The following is a 17,570-nucleotide window of genomic DNA, read 5'->3' on the forward strand; positions in this document are numbered from 1 at the left end:
TCCGTCGCCTCCCCGGGCGCCGGATCGGCGATCGGGATGCCCATAATCGTTCCCATGCCGCATGTACTGCTCATCGAGGACGACGCGTCCGTACGGGACGGAATGGAGCTCGTGCTGCGCCGGCACGGGTACGCCGTCGACACGGCGGCCACGGGCGAGCAGGCGCTCGCCCTGCTGGACGGCCCGGGCGGTGCGAAGGTCGAGCTGGCCGTGCTCGACCTGATGCTGCCGGGCATGGACGGCTTCGAGGTGTGCCGCCGGATCCGTGCCCGGACCACGACCCTGCCGGTCATCATGCTGACCGCGCGCGGCGACGACCGGGACATCGTGACGGGCCTGGAGGCGGGCGCCGACGACTACGTGGTCAAGCCGGTCACCGCGCCCGTCCTCGAAGCCCGTATCCGGGCCGCGCTGCGGCGGGCGGAGCCCTCCGGTCCCGTGCGGGGAGCGGAGAGCGACCCCGCCGGACTGGTCATCGACCGCGCGGGCCTGACCGTCACCAAGCACGGCGTCCCGATCGCGCTGCCGCCCACGGAGCTCCGGCTGCTCCTGGAGCTGTCGGCCTCCCCCGGCCGGGTCTTCAGCCGCGAGCAGCTCCTCGCGTCCGTCTGGGACCACACGTTCCTGGGCGACTCCCGGCTGGTGGACGCGGCGGTCGGGCGGCTGCGGGCCAAGCTGGAGGACGTACCGGCGAAGCCGCGGTACGTGCAGACGGTGCGGGGCTTCGGCTACCGCTTCGGGCCGCTGTGAGGCGACGGTCCGGGCGGTCGCGGGGCGGCCGGCTCGTCGGCGGGCTGCGTACCCGGCTCGTCGTCGCCTTCGTCGTCGTCGCGCTCGTCAGCGCCGTGACCGCGACCGCGCTCGCCTACCGGGACGCGCGGACCGCCGTTCTCCAGCGCACCCAGAACGCCGCCGTGAACGACCTGCGGGAGCGGGTCACCGCGGTCGCCGCCGACTTCGACGTCCCGCCCGACCAGCGCTCTCTGTCCCGCTTCGCGGCGAAGGTCTCGGACGGCATCGGCGCCCGCATCGTGGTCGCCCGCTACCAGGACCTCGTGGCCGTCTCCGACTCGCTCGCCGACACGGACGGCCGGATCACCGCCGAACTGCGCACCGCCGTGCGCACCGGGACCGGGGCCCGCTTCCAGCGGGTGATGTGGCGGGGCGAGCCCTATCTGGTCGTCGGCATGCCCGTGACGTACGCCGACGGGGACCGCAGGACCTCGGGCCTCGAGGTCTTCGCGATCACCGATCTGCGGGCCGAGCGCGACGACACCGCCGCCCTGCTCGACTCCGTGCGGTCGGGCGTCCTGCCGGTGGTGCTGCTCGCCGCCGTGCTGGCGCTGCTCGCCGCACGGACGGTGCTGCGTCCCGTGCGGGAGCTGGGGCGGGCAACGCGGGAGCTCGCGGCCGGGGATCTCGGCAGCCGGGTCGCCGTCACCGGGCACGACGAACTCGCCGACCTGGCGAGGACGTTCAACGACACCGCCGACGCGCTCCAGGCCTCCGACGCCGAGCTGCGCGAGCAGGAGGCGAAGGCGCGCCGCTTCGTGGCGGACGTGTCGCACGAGCTGCGCACGCCCCTCGCGGCGATGACGATGGTGGCGACGGTCCTCGAGGAGGACGCCGACCAGCTGCCGCCGGACGCGGCGCGCGCGGCCCGTACGGTCGGCGCGGAGACGGCCCGGCTGGCGCGGCTCGTCGAGGATCTGATGGAGATCTCCCGTTTCGACGCGGGCGCGGTGCGGCTGAACGCGGCCGAGACGGACCTCGCCGAGGCCGTACGGGCGTCGCTGGCGCTGCGCGGCTGGACGGACCGGGTGCGGACGGAGCTCGCCGAGGGCGTGCGGGCGAGCGTCGACCGGCGCCGCGTCGACGTGATCGTCGCGAATCTCGTGGGGAACGCGCTGCGGCACGGGGCCCCGCCGGTCACCGTGACGCTCGGGACGGCCGTCGCCGAGGACGGGGAGTGGGTCACGCTGGCGGTCGCCGATCACGGTCCGGGGCTGCCGCCGGGGGCCGGGGACCGGGTCTTCGACCGCTTCTACAAGGCGGACGCGGCCCGCACGCGCGGCGCGGCCGACGCCGGCGGACAGGGCAGCGGCCTCGGCACGGCGATCGCGCTGGAGAACGCGCGGCTGCACGGCGGCACGATCGACGCGGCCGACGGGCCGGGGGGCGGCGCGGTGTTCACGCTGCGCCTGCCCCTGCGGCGCACGGACGAGCGACGTACCGGAGAGGAAGCGGAGTGAGGATCCCTCAGGGAGCCGCGGTCGCCGTGCTGGCGACGGCGGGGTTCGCCCTCGCCGGCTGCGGTGTCCAGCCGACCGGGGTGATCGGCGCGGGCGAGCCGGCGTCGGGGCTGACGCGCGGGATGCGGCTGTACTACGCCTCGGACAGCGGTCTGCGCGGGGTGCCGCTGCTCGACAGGGAGCTGAAGGACCTCAACTCCGTGATGAAGCTCCTCGCCCAGGGCCCCGGGCCCGCCGAGCAGCGCGACGGGCTCACCTCGCTGGTCCAGGAGCTGGGCGGCTACACGGTGAGCGGGACGGGTGCCCGCGTCACGATCCGCATGGACGGCGCGTATCCGCTGTCGGGGCACGACCAGGGCACGGGGCAGCTGGTGTGCACGCTGGCACGCGCCCAGTCCGTCCTCGACCCGAAGGTCAGCGCGGACGACGTCGAGGTCACCGTGCGGGCGGCCGAGGGGGCGGTGCTGGGCCCGTACCGGTGTGCGGAGTTCCTCGACGGGTGAGACCCGCCCCGGGAGGGACGGGTCTCACGAGCGGTCCACGCCGGCACGCGGCTCGGCGTCAGGCCGTGGGACCGGGTATCTGCAGGGCCTTGGTGTTGCGTTCCCAGCCGGACCAGAGGTCGTCGTCCACGCAGTAGCCGCAGCCGGGGCCGAAGAACATGCCCCGGGCCTGCTCGTCGCCCATCAGCCAGAAGCGCAGCCAGGCGGTGGTCGGGGCCCGGAAGTCGCCGCCGTCGCCGATGGAGCTGAGGTGTCCGGCGCCGCGGACCTCGCCGTAGACGGCGGGGACGTGGGAGGAGTCCCGGTAGAACGCCTTCACGAGGGCGGGCCACACCGTGAGGTCCCGCTGACCGGCCAGGTAGAAGACGGGTTCGTCCATCAGGTCGGCGCTGGCGAGGGGACCCGGCTGGATGGGCACGGCGGTGTCGACGCGCGGGTCGATCGCGGCGTTGATCGCCGCCGCGCCGCCCTGCGAGTGCCCGGCGGAGCCGATGTGTTCGAGGTCGACCTTCCCGTAGAACGGGCTGCCGCTGTCCGCGTTCCACCGCTCCAGGACGTCGATCCCGGAACGCATGGTGATCGCGAAGTTCGAGGTGGGGGTGTTGGCGGCGGCGACGATGAAGCCCTGGCTCGCCCAGTGCCGCAGCAGCGAGCTGTAGATCCCGGGCACGGCCCCGGTGCCGTTGCCCCAGATGACCACCGGGTGGCGCTCTCCCGACTTCCCCATGTTCCGCGGGTAGTAGAAGGTGTGCACGACGCCGATGTCGACGTTCACCTCGTACGGGCCGGTCTGGCCCCAGTCGGTGCCGAGCGACGCGATCCTGCCCGTCGGCGCCTCCGCCGCGCCGGCGGTGCCCGGCGTGGCGACGGCCGCGAGCACGACGGCGAGGAGGGCACTGCCGAGCGCCCGGCTGAATCTCCCTGACATAGGAACTCCTTCATGGGTACGGCGCGTTGCGCGTCCTCGCAATCGCGGCCAGTGCCCATGGTCGGGCTCGCCGACACGGGTGTCTCCCGGCAGGAGCCCAGTGCTGTCGGGGCGGGATTGGGCGTCTGCCCAATCAAGCGAGCGGGACCCGCACCGCAACGCACCGCACATGGCGGAGCGCTCCGGCCGGGCGTCCTCTACGGGACGGCCGGGCCGGAGCGCTCTCAGGGGGGGCCGGGCAGGTGTGCGGGCCTGCCGGGCCGGTGGCTTGTGGTCAGCCGGCGAGGAGTTCGAGCGAGTCGATCACACGGTTCGAGAAGCCCCACTCGTTGTCGTACCAGGCGACGACCTTGATGTGGCGGCCTTCGACACGGGTCAGGGCCGAGTCGAAGATCGACGAGTGCGGGTTGCCCACGATGTCGGCGGAGACCAGCGCGTCCTCCGAGTACTCCAGGACGCCGGCGAGCGGGCCCTCGGCCGCGGCGCGGTACGCCGCCAGGACGTCCTCGCGGGTCACGTCGCGGGCGACGGTCGTGTTGAGCTCGACGATCGAGCCGACGGGGACCGGTACGCGGATCGAGTCGCCCGACAGCTTGCCGTCGAGGTTCGGCAGCACGTGGCCGATGGCCTTGGCGGCACCGGTCGTCGTCGGCACGATGTTGACGGCGGCGGCGCGGGCACGGCGGGCGTCGCGGTGCGGGCCGTCCAGGAGGTTCTGCTCCTGCGTGTAGGCGTGGACCGTCGTCATGAAGCCGTGCTCGATGCCGGCGAGCTCGTCGAGGACCGCGGCCAGCGGGGCGAGCGCGTTGGTCGTGCACGAGGCGTTCGAGACGATCGTGTGCAGCTCGGGGTCGTACGCGTCGGTGTTGACGCCGTAGGCGAGCGTGACGTCGGCACCGTCCGCCGGGGCGCTGACGAGGACCTTCTTCGCACCCGCGTCGAGGTGGGCGCGGGCGGCCTTGGCCGAGGTGAAGCGGCCGGTCGACTCGAGCACGATGTCGACGCCCAGCTCGGCCCACGGCAGCTGCGCCGGCTCGCGCTCGGCCAGGACCTGGATGCGGCGGCCGTCGACGACGAGCGTGTTGCCCTCGACGGTCACGGGACGGCCGAGGCGGCCCGAGGTGGTGTCGTAGGCGAGCAGCCGCGCGAGGGCGGCCGGCTCGGTGAGGTCGTTGACGGCGACGACCTCGAGGTCGCTGTCGCGCTCCAGGAGTGCGCGCAGCACGTTCCGTCCGATGCGGCCGAATCCGTTGATCGCGATGCGAGTCATGAGCGGTGTCCCTTCCGTTCCGTTCCGTTGCGCTTCAGACTCGCGTACGAAATCCGCCCGTGACAGCGGCGTGATCGCCACGGTCCGCAAGGATCGCGCCAGCCGTATGCCAGACGGGTGCCCGGCGCGCGCCAGGCAGGGGGAAAGGGGCGCGCCACGCGAGGGAAAGGGAGGCGTTACTCGCCCTGGGCGAAGGTCCGCCGGTACTCGCTGGGCGTGGTGCCGAGGATGTGCTGGAAGTGCAGCCGCAGATTCGCTCCGGTGCCGAGGCCGACGTCGGCGGCTATCTGCTCGACGCCCCGCCCGGACCGTTCGAGCAGCTCGCGGGCCATGTCGATGCGGGCGCGCATCACCCACTGCATGGGCGTGTACCCGGTGTCCTCGACGAACCGGCGGGAGAGCGTCCGCGCCGACACCGCCGCGTGCCGGGCGAGGATCTCCAGGGTGAGGGGCTCGCCGAGCCGGTGCAGGGCCCATTCGCGGGTGGCGGCGAACCTTTCGCCGAGGGCTTCGGGCACGCTGCGCGGTACGTACTGCGCCTGGCCGCCGCTGCGGTACGGGGCCGCGACGAGGCGGCGGGCCGCGTGGTTCGAGGCGGCCACGCCGAGGTCGCCGCGCAGGATGTGCAGGCACAGGTCGATGCCGGAGGCGGCGCCGGCGGACGTCAGGACGCTGCCCTCGTCGACGAACAGGACGTTCTCGTCGACCCGGACGAGCGGCCGTTTCGCCGCGAGCGCCCGCGCGTAGTGCCAGTGCGTGGTGGCGCGCTTGCCGTCGAGGAGACCCGTGGCGGCGAGCGCGAACGCGCCGGTCGAGATGGCGGCCAGCCGGGCGCCCCGGTCGTGGGCGGCGATCAGCGCGTCGACGACGGCCTGCGGCGGGTCCTCGCGGTCGGGGAACCGGTAGCCGGGGACGAAGACGATGTCGGCCCAGGCGAGGGCGTCGAGGCCGTGGGCGACGTGGTACGACAGTCCGTCCCCGCCCGCGACGGGTCCGGGCGCCGCGCCGCAGACCCGTACCTCGTACGGCATGCTCGCGCGGGTCGTGAACACCTGCGCCGGGATGCCGACGTCGAGCGGCTTCGCGCCTTCGAGGACGAGGACGGCGACGCGGTGGAGGCGGGAAGCGGGCACGTGAACGAGGGTACGCGGCCCCTTGGGCCGTCGGCGTTCCGCGTACCAGGAACAGCGCACTCCAGAACTCGTCCCCCGTGTCAGGAACCGCTCTCGCGCGTTGGCACTCATGATCCTTGGGCGTCGGGGGTCGCACCGGTCACGGTGGCGCGTCCCCGGGCCCTCGGCCCACCGCTGCCGTGGGCCGTGCCGAACGATCCGGACGCACCGGAAGAAGCCGAGGAACCACTGTGCCCCTGCCGTCCCACCGCCGCCGCCTGGCCGTGAGCGCCACCCTGATCGCCGCGCTCGCCGCGGGAGTCGCCCCGGCCACCAGCGCCTTCGCCGCGCCCGCAGCCCCCGCGGCTCCCTCGGCTTCCGCGGCTCTCGCCGCCAAGGCCGCGACCTCCACCGCCCCGACTCCCACCCCCGACATGGAGGGTGTGACCGCCGCGCTGAACTCGGCGATGACCAACGGGGCGCCGGGCGCCATGGCCCGGTACGCCGGTCCCGACGGGGTCCGGACGCGGACCGTCGGCGTGCGGGACCGCGTCTCGGGTGCGGCCATGGACACCCGGGCCCGCTTCCGGATCGGCAGCGTCAGCAAGACGTTCTCGACGGTCGTCCTCCTCCAGCTGGTGCAGGAGGGGAAGCTGGCGCTCGACGCGCCCGTCGACGACTACCTGCCCGGGCTGCTCCCCGACGGCCGCATCACGGTCCGGCACCTGCTCACGCACCGCAGCGGTCTCGCCGACTACACGGACGACATGTTCAACAACACCGTGCCCGGCTTCGAGGCCGTGCGGAACCGGGTGTTCAGCTACCAGGAGCTCGTCGACCTCTCCCTGGCCCTGCCCCGGACCACCGAGCCCGGTGTGGCGTACAAGTACTCGAACGCCAACTTCGTGGTGGTCGGCATGCTGATCGAGAAGGCGACGGGCCGGCCGGTGGCCGACGCGTACGAGCGCCGCATCTTCAAGCCGCTGAAGCTGCGCGACACCTCGTACGTGCACCCCGACACGCGCATCGAGGGGCTGCACGTCCGCGGGTACCTGCACCCCGACGAGGAGGGTGGCGCGCTCGTGGACTCCACGGAGCAGACCGTGTCGTGGGCGCAGTCCGCCGGGGCCGTCATCTCCAGCCCCGGCGATCTGAACACCTTCACCAGCGCCCTCATGCGCGGCAGGCTCCTGTCGCCGGCCATGCTGGAGGCGATGACGACGGTGACGCCGACGGACACCACCGACACCCGTTTCTACGGGCTCGGGCTGCGGCGGTACGACCTCTCGTGCGGCACGCAGATCTTCGGCCACACCGGGACCGTGCAGGGCTTCTACACGTACGCGTTCTCGACGCGTGACGGCAGGCGCAGCCTCTCGGCGGTGGCGAACACCTCGAACCACGGCTCCGCGAACACGGCGCTCGGCGGAACGCTGGAGGCGGCGTTCTGCGGCAAGAAGCCGGCGGCCGCCCCGTCGTCGCGCGCCGCCGCCTCGTCGGCGGACGCCGGCCTGACGCAGCTCCCGGCGGAACGGGACCTGCCCGAGCGCCACTGAGCCGAAGCTCCGATCAGGCCTCGTACTCGGTGAGGTCGATGGCGTAGACGCGCAGCGGGACGTCGAAGGCCGGGTGGTTCGTCTCGCGCTCGGCGGTCATGCCGAGCTTGCCCATGATGTTCTCGGCGGCCGAGTTGCTGATGTGGGTGACGGCGACGACCCGGTCGAGCCCCCGGTCCTGGAGTGCGAACTCCAGGACCGCGTGGGCGGCCTCGGAGGCGTACCCCTGGCCCCAGAAGGGCCTGCCCAGACGCCAGCTGATCTCCACGTCCGACATCAGCTCCGGCAGCCCCTGCGGCACGGAGAGCCCCGCGAAGCCGATCAGCTCGCCGGAGGCGAGGAGCTCGACGGCGAAGAGCCCGAAGCCCTCGTCGTCCCATTCCTCCTCGTACCGCTCGATGTCCTCGGCGGTCTCCTCCAGATCCCGCACCGATCCGTCGCCGATCCAGCGCATGACCTCGGAGTCGGCGTTGATCTCGGCCAGGGGGACGAGGTCGTCGTCGGTCCAGCGTCGGAGGAGGAGGCGGGGGGTACGGATCTCGGTCATGCCCCCATCCTGACGCATGGCACGGGGCCGCCACGCCACCCGCCCCCGTCAGTGCAGGGCCGCCGTCACGAGGGTGGCGATCTCCTTCTCCGTGACCGGTCCGCCGTTGATCAGGCGGTCGAAGACCAGACCGTCGACGCAGGTCAGCAGGGTGATGGTGCGTTCGTCCGCGTCAGTGAGGCCTTGGGCGGCGAGGAAGGCGCGTACGGCTTCGCGGGCCGTGTTCTCGCGCGGGGTGAGGATCTCGCGGAGTTCGGGGTGGTGCACGCTCTCGATCGCGCAGGCGTAGCGGGCGAGGGAGCGGTGGCGGCCGGGGCCGGTGAGGCGGCGCGCGGTGAAGGCGGCGATCCCGGCGGCGAGTTCGGCGGGGTTCCGGAACGCCCGGGTGTGCCGGCCCGCCTCCTCCAGCTCCTCCTGGTCGAGCGCGACCAGGCGGCGCACGAGTGCGGTGAGGAGCGACTGACGCGTGCGGTAGTAGGCGGAGGTGGTGCCGGGAGGCAGGTTCGCGGACCGGTCCACGGCGCGGTGGGTCAGGCCCCGCATGCCGTGCTCGGCGAGCACGTCGATGGCCGCGTCGGCGAGGACGGTACGTCGATCGGTGAGCATCCCCCCTTTCTACACCTGTAGAGGACAGGAGTAGCCTCCTCCTTCTACAGGTGTAGAAGGAGGAGGGGGTCGGCATGGTCGACGGGAACGCGGTGGTCGTCGGCGGAGGGATCGGCGGGCTCGCCGCCGCGCTGGGCCTGTGCCGGGTCGGCTGGGAGGTGACCGTCGTCGAGCGCTCCCCCGTCCTCGACGACGCCGGCGCGGGGATCTCCCTCCACGCCAACGGCATCCGCGCCCTCGACGTGCTGGGCGTCGGCGACGCGGTGCGGGAGGCGGCGCGGCCCCAGTACACGGGCGGCACCCGGGTCCCGGGCGGCGGGTGGCTGTCCCGGATGGACGGAGCCGCCCTGGAGCGGACGCTGGGCACACCGATCGTCGGCATCCGCCGCTCCGTGCTGCACCGCCTGCTGCGGGCGGCACTGCCGCCCGAGTGCCTGGTCACCGGGGCCGAGGTGACGGCCGTCGACCGCACGGCGCCGGGTCGTGTACGCGTCGCCGTCGGGGACGGGACACGGGACGCGGCCCTGGTCGTCGCCGCGGACGGGGTCCGCAGCGCGATCCGGGCCCGGCTGTTCCCCGGCCACCCCGGTCCCGCCTACAGCGGTGCCACCGTGCTGCGGGCCGTCACGGACGTCCCCGTCGGCCTCGCCTCCGACTTCGAGCTGACCTGGGGGCACGGGGCCGAGTTCGGCCACATCGCGTTCGCCGACGGCCGCGCCGAGTGGCATGCCGTCCTGGGCTCGCCCCCGGGCGTGCGGTATCCCGACGCGCTCGCGGCGATGCGGGTCCGCTTCGCGGACTGGCACGATCCGATCCCCGCGCTGCTCGACGCGACCCGCCCCGACGCCGTGCTGCACCACGACATCCACGAACTCGTCGCGCCCCTGCCCTCCTTCGTCGCGGGCCGCGTCGCCCTCCTCGGCGACGCGGCACACGCCATGACGCCCCATCTCGGTCAGGGCGCCTGCCAGGCGTTGGAGGACGCGGCCACCCTGGCCGCCGCGCTCGCCGCGGCGCCGGACCCCGACACGGCCCTGACCCGGTACGACGCCGAGCGGCGCCCGCGCAGCCAGGCCGTCGCCCGCGCCGCCCGGCAGGCAGGCCGGATGGGCGGGCAGCTGACCCGGCCTCTCGCCGTCTCCGTACGCAACACCGTCCTCCGGCTGGCACCGTCCCGGGTGGCCGTCGGCGCGATCCTGCGGCACGCGGACTGGACGCCGCCGAGCCTGCCTGGCACCGGACACGAGGTGGCCTGACCCGGGCCCGCCCTGAGGGAGGGCCGGGCGGTCAGGCGTGGTGGTCGGCCAGGACCACGGAACGGGTCAGGTTCCGGGGGGTGTCGGGGTCGAGCCCCTGGGCCTCGGCCACCGCCACCGCGAGGCGCTGGGCCCGGATCAGGTCCGCGAGCGGGTCGAGGTCGCTCTCGACGACCGTGCCGCCGACCTTCCGCACCTCGTCCGCGAGGCCCGCCGGGAGGGCGCCGAAGCCCCAGGCGACGCGCCCCGGGCCGGTGATGCTGATCGGACCGTGCCGGTACTCCATCGCCGGGTACGCCTCCGTCCACGCCCCGGCCGCCTCACGCATCTTCAGCCCGGCCTCCAGGGCCAGACCGTAGGTCCAGCCGGTGCCGAGGAAGGTGAACTGCCCGGCGGTGCGCACCGCTTCGTCGAGCGGGACGCCGAGGGCGCGCTCGGCGTCCTCGGCGGCCTCCGCCAGGGGCCGTACGCCCGCCGGCAGGGCGTCCTCGGCCTCCAGGTGCGCGCGGAACAGGGCGAGCGCCGTGGTCGCGAAGCGGGTCTGGACGACCGACTCCTCGTCGGCGAAGTCCAGGACGGCGACCTCGTCGGCGAGGTCCATCACGGGGGTCGTGGGGTCGGCGGTGAGCGCACCCGTGGGCACCTCGCCGCGCAGCCGGGCGAGGACGGCCAGGACCTCGCTGGTGGTGCCGGAGCGGGTGATGGCCACGACGCGGTCGTAGCGGCGGCCGTGGGGGAACTCCGAGGCCGCGAAGGCGTCGGTCTCGCCGTGGCCGCCGGACTCGCGGAGCCCGGCGTAGGCGAGGGCCATGAACCAGGAGGTGCCGCAGCCGATCACGGCGACGCGCTCGCCCCGGCGGGGCAGGGCGGCGGTGTGCCGGGGAAGACCGCGCGCCGCCTGGCGCCAGACGGCCGGTTGCGAGGCGATCTCCACGGCGGTGCGAGAGGTGGTCATGCAGGACTCCTTGCGAGGAGGATGCGCGAGCATCGCTGGAAGACGCGTGAGGGCGGGCGCCCACGCCCTGGGACGCGGAGGCTACCCGCTGCGCCCGGTGTTCACGGACGGCTGCCGGACGTGTCTCCGAAGCCTCGCCGACCGCGACCTCGGCGGCGCCACCCTCCGCGACGCACATTCGCTATTGGTATGAGATCGGACCAATCTTCACATCGGTTTTCCCTGGCCCTGGTCTGTTCACCCAGGAATTACGGCACAGACGTATACCTTTAAGCTCCCCTCCCCCATCATGTCTCCCGACGTGCCGCCCTGGCACGCCGTGACACGAGAGGCGGGGCATGCTTCCCATCAGCCGCAGGGGATTCGTCGGGATCGGCGCGGGGCTCGTCGCCGGGGCGGCGCTGCCGCCCGGCCGGGCGTCGGCCGCCGCGCGTGCCGCGACCGGCACGCTCACCGACGTCCGGCACGTGGTGATCCTCATGCAGGAGAACCGCAGCTTCGACCACTACTTCGGCACGCTGCGCGGTGTCCGGGGCTTCGGCGACCGCGCCGCGGGCAATCTGCCCGGCGGCTGGGGCATGTTCAACCAGCCCAACTGGGGCGGCCGTCAGTACCCGTGGAAGCTCAGCGACACCCCGCCCGCCGGCGGTGTCGACGGCGAGACCCTCGCGCAGTGCAACGGCGACCTGCCCCACAGCTGGACCTCGCAGCACGCGGCCTGGAACAAGGGCCGCATGGACAACTGGGTCACGGGCGTGGGCAACACCCGGACGCTCGGCCACCTCGACCGCGAGGACATCCCCTTCCATCACTCGCTCGCCGACCACTACACGATCTGCGACGCGTACTTCTGCTCGACGCTCAGCGCCACCGGCCCCAACCGGACGTTCCTGTGGAGCGGCAAGATCGACGGCTCCAGCAAGGACGGCGGCGACGAGTCGGGGCTGACCTGGGAGACGTACGCCGAGGCGCTCCAGCGCGCCGGGATGACCTGGAAGGTCTACCAGAACGCCCAGGACAACTACGGCGACAACGGCCTCGCGTACTTCAAGAAGTTCACCGACGCACGCCCCGGCGACCCGCTGTACGACCGGGGCATGGGCTCGGTCCCGAAGGTCACCGGATCGACGCCGGACGACATCGCCGCGGCCATCCGCGCCGACGTCGTGGCCGGCACGCTGCCGCAGGTGTCGTGGGTGGTGGCCAACGAGGCGTTCTCCGAGCACCCGTACGCGCCGCCCGGCGACGGCGCGCACTTCGTCGACCTCGTGTACCGCGCGCTGGCCGCCGACTCCGAGGTCTTCGACTCGACGGTGCTGTTCCTCAACTACGACGAGAACGACGGCTTCTTCGACCACGTGCCGCCGCCGGTCGCCCCGCCGGGGACGCCGGGCGAGTACCTCGACGGCGTACCGATCGGCCTGGGCTTCCGGGTCCCGATGATCGTCATGTCTCCGTGGACCCGGGGCGGTTGGGTGAGCTCCGAGGTCTTCGACCACACCTCCGTCCTCCGCTTCATGGAGACCTGGACGGCGGCTCTCGGCACGCCCGCCACCTGTCCGAACATCAGCGCCTGGCGGCGCCGCGTGACGGGCGACCTGACGAGCGTCTTCGACTTCGCCCACCCCGTGTACGGCGTGCCCGCCGGCCTCCCGTCGACGGCGAAGGTCATCGGGCAGTCCACCTGCGGCCCGCTGCCGAACCCCGCGCCCCAGAACAACGCCCAGCCCGCGCAGGAGTCCGGCACCCGCCCGGCGCGCGCGCTGCCGTACCAGGTGAACGGCAACCTGGACCGGTTCGAGTTCGGGGCCGCCGGCAAGATCCTGGCCTGGTTCTCGATGACGAACCAGGGGACGGAGGCCAAGCAGGCGGCGCACTTCTCGATCCACCCGTACCAGCACCGCGACACGGCGGCCTGGCAGTACACGGTCGACGCGGGCGGCACGGCCTCCGACTACTTCAACATCGGGCTCGGGTCGGGGTCCGGGAAGTACGACATCTCGATGATGGGCCCCAACCGCTTCCTGCGGCGCTTCATCGGCGACGCGTCCAAGGCGGGCAAGGCCGTGGAGGTCGCGGCCCGGTTCGCGCCCGAGGCGGGGACGGGCCGGACGGCCCTCTGGTTCAGGATGACCAACACCTCTGCGGCGCCGGTGACCTTCACGATCCGCTCGAACGCGTACCGCACGGACGGACCGTGGACGTACACGGTCCCGGCGAACTCCAGCCGCGAGGACTTCTTCAACGCGGTGGCCTACAACGGCGGCTGGTACGACTTCACGATCCTCGCCGACATCGACGGGACCTGGTCACGCCGGTACACCGGCCACATCGAGACGGGAGCCCCGAGCGTCACCGGCTGAACCCCCGCACCCGGCAGGTGACGGGCACGGGCGGGGCGCCACCGCCCGTCACCGGCCGGCGTGCGCGGCCCGGCGGATCGTCGCGTCGAGGAGGTCCACCGCCTCGGCGGCCGTCCGGCCGGGCGCCCGGTTCCACGGACCGATCAGGTCGTGCCACCCCCGGGACCGGAGCTCGGTCATGATCCAGGCGGCGGCCTCGTTCATGGTGTCCGCGCCGCCGTGGCCGAGGCGGTGGGCGGCGAGGAGCGCGCCGCAGACGCAGCGCGCCCCCCGCGCGTCGCGCAGCTTGTACGGGGCGTTCTGCCAGCCCCACTCGGTGAGCACCAGCCGCGCGTAGCCGAGGTGCACCGAGGGCCGCAGCTCGGGGCGGCCGATCCGGCGCCAGGCATGGAGGCGGTCCGGGAGTACGGCTCCGATCCGGCCCGGGAGTGTGCGCTCGGCGGGGGCGGGCGGCGGCAGCGCGTCGAGCGCGTCGGCCACGAGTTGGTCCACGGACACGGAGAGCAGCGCCCGCCAGTCGGCCGGCGGCGCGGGGACCGCCGGCTCGGCGACCGTCGGCGTGGGGGCCGTCCAGTCGGTGACGATCCGCTGCCAGGTGGCGCTCTCGAAGAGAGCGGCCGCCTCGCGGTCGAGGGTGTCCGGGCTGAGCGGGGAGGTGGTGGTGGTCGGCATCCGGAGGGCTCCTGGGTCGGGTGCCTCCATCATTCAAGAAGAATGTCGGGTTTGCGACTTTTGACCATACCTAGCCCCCCATCGGAGTCCGGCTCGGGCGAACAGCCCACAGAGGCTAATTTCCTCCTATTTACTCACCAACGGAATTACGTCGCATATTCGGACATTGCTCACCGGGTGACGCGGTTCACTTTCCCTCGCCGCCGCCGGGCACCCATTCGGCCGCAGGCCGTACCGCGCACGGAAGTTCACCGGGGTCCGAGTCCGGTCGATCTTGAATTCCTTGAATTCGGAGATCCAATTCCGGGAGCGAACGACCAGCTCCTCTTGTTATCCGTCGCATTACTGGCCTACGGTCACCCCCATTCGAGCGGAACGCCTAATCCTGCCGCCGCCCGAAACACCTCCCTTTCACCCGACGGCAGGAGCGGGGGACCCACGAATTCGCCGGTCCGGAATCCGGAACGGCTCGGGGTGAAGCCGCGTGTGCGCGGCCGGACATCTCCCGTCCGAACCCGACAGCTCACCCCGCAGGCGCCGGAGAGGAATCCCGTCATGCCTGCACACGGTAAGCACCGCCGCCCCCGCCGCCGCACCGTCTCCCGCGGTCTCGCACTCGCCGGAACGGGCGGGGCCGCCCTGGCCCTGCCGCTGGTCATGCCCGCCACGGCCGGCGCCGAGACCGTCTCGTCCGCACCCCGGATCGCCGCCCAGTCCCACGCGGCGCAGTCCCACGCGGTGCAGTCCTTCGCGGCGCAGCCCGTCACCGCGCGGCCCGCCGCCGTGCCGTCCGCTCCCGTCGCCGCGCGTACGTACACCGTCGTCAGCGGTGACTCGCTTTCCTTGATCGCCCATAAGAAGGGAATTCAGGGCGGCTGGAAGTCGATTTACCGGACCAACAAGTCCGCCGTGGGTGACAATCCGTCACTCATTCACCCCGGTCTCGAACTGACGATTCGTCGGGATTCCGCGAAGGCCGCCCCGGCGCCTGCCACCGTGCAGAAGAAGAAGAAGAGCTCCACCACGACGGATCGGGCGAGCCGTTCCGAGCGCCGTGCCGCGGCGCCGGCCGCCGCCTCTGGCGCCTCCGCCGCGCAGGCCGTTCCCGCTGCCGCGCCTGCCGTCCAGGCCGCCCCGGCAGCCGCCACCCAGTACGCCGACAACCTCGACGGCTGGATCCGCGCCTCGCTGGACATCATGGCCCAGCACGGCATCCCCGGCTCGTACGACGGAATCCTCCGCAACGTGATGCGCGAGTCCTCCGGCAACCCCCAGGCGATCAACCTCTGGGACTCCAACGCCGTGGCCGGCACCCCCTCGAAGGGTCTGCTCCAGGTGATCCAGCCGACCTTCGACGCCTATCACGTGCCGGGCACGTCCACGGACCTGTTCGACCCGGTCGCCAACATCACGGCCGCCTGCAACTACGCGGCCGACCGCTACGGCTCCATCGACAACGTCAACGGGGCCTACTGACGCCGGAAGTGCTCGGCGAACCAGTCCGTGGCGAGCTCCGCCACCTCCTCCAGGGCGCCCGGCTCCTCGAAGAGATGCGTGGCGCCGGGGACGACGGTCAGCCGGTTCTCGCAGCGCAGCAGGGCCTGGGCCCGTCTGTTGAGGTCCAGGACGAGCGCGTCCCGGCCGCCCACCACGAGGAGGGTCGGGGCGCGCACCCGGGCCAGGTGCTCGCCCGCCAGGTCGGGCCTGCCGCCGCGTGAGACGACGGCGGCGACACCGGAAGAGGGATCGGCCGCCGCCCACAGCGCGGCGGCCGCGCCCGTACTCGCCCCGAAGTATCCGATCGGCAGGTCGCTGCCCCCGGGCTCCCCGGCCAGCCACTCCGTGACGCTCGCCAGCCGGCCGGCGAGCAGCGGGGTGTCGAAGACGTGCGCCCGGTCGGTCGCCTCGCTCTCGGTCAGCAGGTCGAACAGCAGCGTCCCGAGCCCGGCCCGGTTCAGGGCCGCCGCGACCGCGCGGTTGCGCGGGCTGTGCCGGCTGCTGCCGCTCCCGTGGGCGAAGAGGACGACGCCGGTCGCGCCGTCGGGGACGGCGAGCCGTCCCCCGAGGGTGGCTCCGGTCACCGGGATCCGGACGTCCGAGTCCCGCACGACGGGTCCGCGCGCGGCCCGGCTGCGGTCGAGGCAGGCGAGCACCTCCGCGTCGGTCGTCTGCGAGAAGTCCCGGTAGAACTGACCGATCGCGTAGAAGAAGTCGGGCTCGCGGACGCACACGGTCTCGTCGGCCTCGCCGCCGACGCGTGCGGTCCAGCCGCGCGGTGCGACCGGCACCGCCAGGACGATCCGCGCGGCACCCTTGGCACGGACCACCCGGCAGGCGGCCAGGGCCGTGGCGCCCGTCGCGAGCCCGTCGTCGACGACCACGACCGTCCTGCCGTCGAGGGGCACGGGCGGGCGACTTCCCCGGTAACGCTGGGTGCGCTGTTCGAGCTCGACGTGCTCGCGCTCCTCCACGGCCGCGAGATCCCGCTCCCCCACGCCGGTCTCGCGCAGCACGTGCTCGTTGAGGACCCGCACCCCGCCCTCCCCGAGGGCGCCCATCGCGAGCTCCGGCTGCTGCGGCACCCCCAGTTTGCGGACGAGACAGATGTCGAGGGTCGCGTCGAGCGCGTCGGCGACCTGCGCGGCCACCGGTACGCCGCCGCGCGGGAGCCCCAGGACCACGACGTCCTGGCCCTTGAGGTGGCCGAGGCGGGCAGCGAGCTGCCGGCCCGCGTCGGTGCGATCAGTGAAGTCCATGGCCCGCCGCCCTTCCGCACGCGGCCCGGGCGCGGGGCGGAACGCCGTGTCCCGTCCCCTGCCCGTCCCTCCAGGGTAGACGGGTCGCCTCGCCGGGACAGCTCAGCGGGACTGCAGGGCGTCGAGGGCGACGGCCTGGGCTATCGCGAGCCGCCGGTCCAGTTCCGGGTCGGCTATGTCCACGACGTACCGGTCGCGCACTCCGAAGCGCTTCTCGACGGACATGACGTGCCGTCCGGCCTCGGCGAAGTCGAAGTGGTACGGCACGACGAAGGGGAGCAGGTCCGTGAACGGGAGGAACTCCCAGCCTCGCCGCAGGAGCCCCACGGTCCGGTTCCGCTCCTGACCGGTCGACTCCCGCGTCTCCGCCCCGGCCCGGTTCAGGTGCCAGGTGCTGCGCAGCAGGGACGCGCCGAAGTCCTTGCGGAAGCCGCCCAGCCGCGTGCCGGAGGCGCCGTGGACGTCGTAGGTCGCCCCGAGGTCGATGACCTGCCGGGCCCGGAAGGTGAAGAGGACCTGCCGCCGGGACTCGTCGGTGTAGAACGTGACGTGTTCCTTGAGGGCCATCCTCTTCTGGTGGGCGAAGGCGACCAGTTCGGCCTCCTCGCCGTCCGGGCCCATGGTGTGCACCAGGTAGCGGTTGGCCATCAGGGTGACCTTCTGCCGTACCAGGAAGCGGTGCTGCGACTGTGCGAGGCCCATCGGTGGTGCTCCTGCCGGTCCTGGACGGTCCGTCGGTGACCGTCCCGTGGGGATGTGAGCACGATGATCCGATGTGGAAGGGGCACGCCGCT

16 protein-coding genes and 1 riboswitch are annotated in these 17,570 nt (G+C 73.1%); of the genes, 7 read left to right on the forward strand and 9 right to left on the reverse strand.

What is annotated here, in order from left to right; all coding sequences use genetic code 11:
- The first annotated feature begins 54 nt into the window (after nt 1-54).
- From ACZ6K0_RS09585 to ACZ6K0_RS09595, 3 genes are read left to right on the forward strand one after another with little or no spacing between them, the layout of a single operon-like run.
- Complete coding sequence (locus ACZ6K0_RS09585) at nt 55-750, forward strand: response regulator transcription factor (RefSeq protein WP_376406442.1); 696 nt, start codon at nt 55-57, stop codon at nt 748-750.
- Entirely contained in the window at nt 747-2,252 is a 1,506-nt protein-coding gene (locus ACZ6K0_RS09590) for an ATP-binding protein (protein WP_469234084.1), read from the forward strand. The genes ACZ6K0_RS09585 and ACZ6K0_RS09590 overlap by 4 nt, the downstream gene beginning before the upstream one ends.
- Nucleotides 2,249-2,755: a GerMN domain-containing protein gene (locus ACZ6K0_RS09595; RefSeq protein WP_469234082.1), complete on the forward strand. Its 507-nt coding sequence runs from the start codon at nt 2,249-2,251 to the stop codon at nt 2,753-2,755. Before ACZ6K0_RS09590 ends, ACZ6K0_RS09595 begins: the two co-directional genes overlap by 4 nt.
- Before the next feature lie 58 nt (nt 2,756-2,813).
- Here ACZ6K0_RS09595 and ACZ6K0_RS09600 read toward each other — a convergent pair whose 3' ends face one another.
- The 3 genes from ACZ6K0_RS09600 to ACZ6K0_RS09610 form a co-directional block, all read right to left on the reverse strand.
- Nucleotides 2,814-3,683, reverse strand: a complete 870-nt coding sequence (locus ACZ6K0_RS09600) for a poly(ethylene terephthalate) hydrolase family protein (protein ID WP_469234080.1) — start codon at nt 3,681-3,683, stop codon at nt 2,814-2,816.
- Nucleotides 3,684-3,957: 274 nt separating this feature from the next.
- Entirely contained in the window at nt 3,958-4,953 is a 996-nt protein-coding gene (gene gap / locus ACZ6K0_RS09605) for a type I glyceraldehyde-3-phosphate dehydrogenase (RefSeq protein ID WP_376406450.1), read from the reverse strand.
- A gap of 176 nt (nt 4,954-5,129) precedes the next feature.
- Nucleotides 5,130-6,086 carry a GlxA family transcriptional regulator gene (locus tag ACZ6K0_RS09610; RefSeq protein ID WP_469234077.1) on the reverse strand — a complete coding sequence of 319 codons (957 nt, stop codon included), beginning with the start codon at nt 6,084-6,086 and terminating at the stop codon, nt 5,130-5,132.
- 230 nt (nt 6,087-6,316) lie between these two features.
- On the opposite strand from ACZ6K0_RS09610, the gene ACZ6K0_RS09615 reads away from it, so the two are divergent.
- Nucleotides 6,317-7,621 carry a serine hydrolase domain-containing protein gene (locus ACZ6K0_RS09615; protein ID WP_469234075.1) on the forward strand — a complete coding sequence of 435 codons (1,305 nt, stop codon included), beginning with the start codon at nt 6,317-6,319 and terminating at the stop codon, nt 7,619-7,621.
- 13 nt (nt 7,622-7,634) lie between these two features.
- Here ACZ6K0_RS09615 and ACZ6K0_RS09620 read toward each other — a convergent pair whose 3' ends face one another.
- Nucleotides 7,635-8,168 (reverse strand): GNAT family N-acetyltransferase, encoded by a 534-nt coding sequence (locus ACZ6K0_RS09620; protein WP_376406456.1) that lies wholly within the window; start codon nt 8,166-8,168, stop codon nt 7,635-7,637.
- 48 nt (nt 8,169-8,216) lie between these two features.
- Nucleotides 8,217-8,774 carry a TetR/AcrR family transcriptional regulator gene (locus tag ACZ6K0_RS09625; protein ID WP_376406458.1) on the reverse strand — a complete coding sequence of 186 codons (558 nt, stop codon included), beginning with the start codon at nt 8,772-8,774 and terminating at the stop codon, nt 8,217-8,219.
- 74 nt (nt 8,775-8,848) lie between these two features.
- Here ACZ6K0_RS09625 and ACZ6K0_RS09630 point away from each other — a divergent pair, with 74 nt between their 5' ends.
- Nucleotides 8,849-10,030 carry an FAD-dependent monooxygenase gene (locus ACZ6K0_RS09630; protein WP_469234073.1) on the forward strand — a complete coding sequence of 394 codons (1,182 nt, stop codon included), beginning with the start codon at nt 8,849-8,851 and terminating at the stop codon, nt 10,028-10,030.
- Between the two features lie 31 nt (nt 10,031-10,061).
- On the opposite strand, the gene ACZ6K0_RS09635 is transcribed toward ACZ6K0_RS09630, so the two are convergent.
- A complete protein-coding gene (locus tag ACZ6K0_RS09635) occupies nt 10,062-10,985 on the reverse strand; it encodes an SIS domain-containing protein (protein ID WP_469234071.1) in 924 nt (307 codons plus the stop codon).
- 338 nt (nt 10,986-11,323) lie between these two features.
- Between ACZ6K0_RS09635 and ACZ6K0_RS09640 the strand changes: the two genes are divergently transcribed.
- Nucleotides 11,324-13,348: a phosphocholine-specific phospholipase C gene (locus ACZ6K0_RS09640; RefSeq protein ID WP_469234067.1), complete on the forward strand. Its 2,025-nt coding sequence runs from the start codon at nt 11,324-11,326 to the stop codon at nt 13,346-13,348.
- 48 nt (nt 13,349-13,396) lie between these two features.
- Here the strand turns inward: ACZ6K0_RS09640 and ACZ6K0_RS09645 are convergent, their stop codons facing one another.
- Nucleotides 13,397-14,020 (reverse strand): DUF6197 family protein, encoded by a 624-nt coding sequence (locus ACZ6K0_RS09645; RefSeq protein WP_469234066.1) that lies wholly within the window; start codon nt 14,018-14,020, stop codon nt 13,397-13,399.
- 396 nt (nt 14,021-14,416) lie between these two features.
- Nucleotides 14,417-14,570, forward strand: a riboswitch (cyclic di-AMP (ydaO/yuaA leader).
- 5 nt (nt 14,571-14,575) lie between these two features.
- On the opposite strand from ACZ6K0_RS09645, the gene ACZ6K0_RS09650 reads away from it, so the two are divergent.
- Complete coding sequence (locus ACZ6K0_RS09650) at nt 14,576-15,496, forward strand: LysM peptidoglycan-binding domain-containing protein (RefSeq protein ID WP_469234064.1); 921 nt, start codon at nt 14,576-14,578, stop codon at nt 15,494-15,496.
- Here the strand turns inward: ACZ6K0_RS09650 and ACZ6K0_RS09655 are convergent.
- Complete coding sequence (locus ACZ6K0_RS09655; RefSeq protein WP_376406470.1) at nt 15,490-16,776, reverse strand: alpha/beta family hydrolase; 1,287 nt, start codon at nt 16,774-16,776, stop codon at nt 15,490-15,492. The two genes, ACZ6K0_RS09650 and ACZ6K0_RS09655, sit on opposite strands and share 7 nt — an antisense overlap.
- A 102-nt stretch (nt 16,777-16,878) precedes the next feature.
- Entirely contained in the window at nt 16,879-17,478 is a 600-nt protein-coding gene (locus tag ACZ6K0_RS09660) for an LURP-one-related family protein (RefSeq protein ID WP_376406472.1), read from the reverse strand.
- Nucleotides 17,479-17,570: the final 92 nt, after the last annotated feature.

It is taken from the genome of Streptomyces sp. NPDC042346 (assembly GCF_055581845.1).

Excerpts from the sequence above, each read along its gene's own strand:
- ACZ6K0_RS09660 (WP_376406472.1), bottom strand. The coding sequence starts at position 17,478 with ATGGGCCTCGCACAGTCGCAGCACCGCTTCCTGGTACGGCAGAAGGTC.
- ACZ6K0_RS09585 (WP_376406442.1), top strand. The coding sequence starts at position 55 with ATGCCGCATGTACTGCTCATCGAGGACGACGCGTCCGTACGGGACGGA.
- ACZ6K0_RS09650 (WP_469234064.1), top strand. The coding sequence starts at position 14,576 with ATGCCTGCACACGGTAAGCACCGCCGCCCCCGCCGCCGCACCGTCTCC.
- ACZ6K0_RS09630 (WP_469234073.1), top strand. The coding sequence starts at position 8,849 with ATGGTCGACGGGAACGCGGTGGTCGTCGGCGGAGGGATCGGCGGGCTC.
- ACZ6K0_RS09625 (WP_376406458.1), bottom strand. The coding sequence starts at position 8,774 with ATGCTCACCGATCGACGTACCGTCCTCGCCGACGCGGCCATCGACGTG.
- ACZ6K0_RS09640 (WP_469234067.1), top strand. The coding sequence starts at position 11,324 with ATGCTTCCCATCAGCCGCAGGGGATTCGTCGGGATCGGCGCGGGGCTC.
- ACZ6K0_RS09655 (WP_376406470.1), bottom strand. The coding sequence starts at position 16,776 with ATGGACTTCACTGATCGCACCGACGCGGGCCGGCAGCTCGCTGCCCGC.
- ACZ6K0_RS09620 (WP_376406456.1), bottom strand. The coding sequence starts at position 8,168 with ATGACCGAGATCCGTACCCCCCGCCTCCTCCTCCGACGCTGGACCGAC.
- ACZ6K0_RS09645 (WP_469234066.1), bottom strand. The coding sequence starts at position 14,020 with ATGCCGACCACCACCACCTCCCCGCTCAGCCCGGACACCCTCGACCGC.
- ACZ6K0_RS09635 (WP_469234071.1), bottom strand. The coding sequence starts at position 10,985 with ATGACCACCTCTCGCACCGCCGTGGAGATCGCCTCGCAACCGGCCGTC.
- ACZ6K0_RS09600 (WP_469234080.1), bottom strand. The coding sequence starts at position 3,683 with ATGTCAGGGAGATTCAGCCGGGCGCTCGGCAGTGCCCTCCTCGCCGTC.
- gap (WP_376406450.1), bottom strand. The coding sequence starts at position 4,953 with ATGACTCGCATCGCGATCAACGGATTCGGCCGCATCGGACGGAACGTG.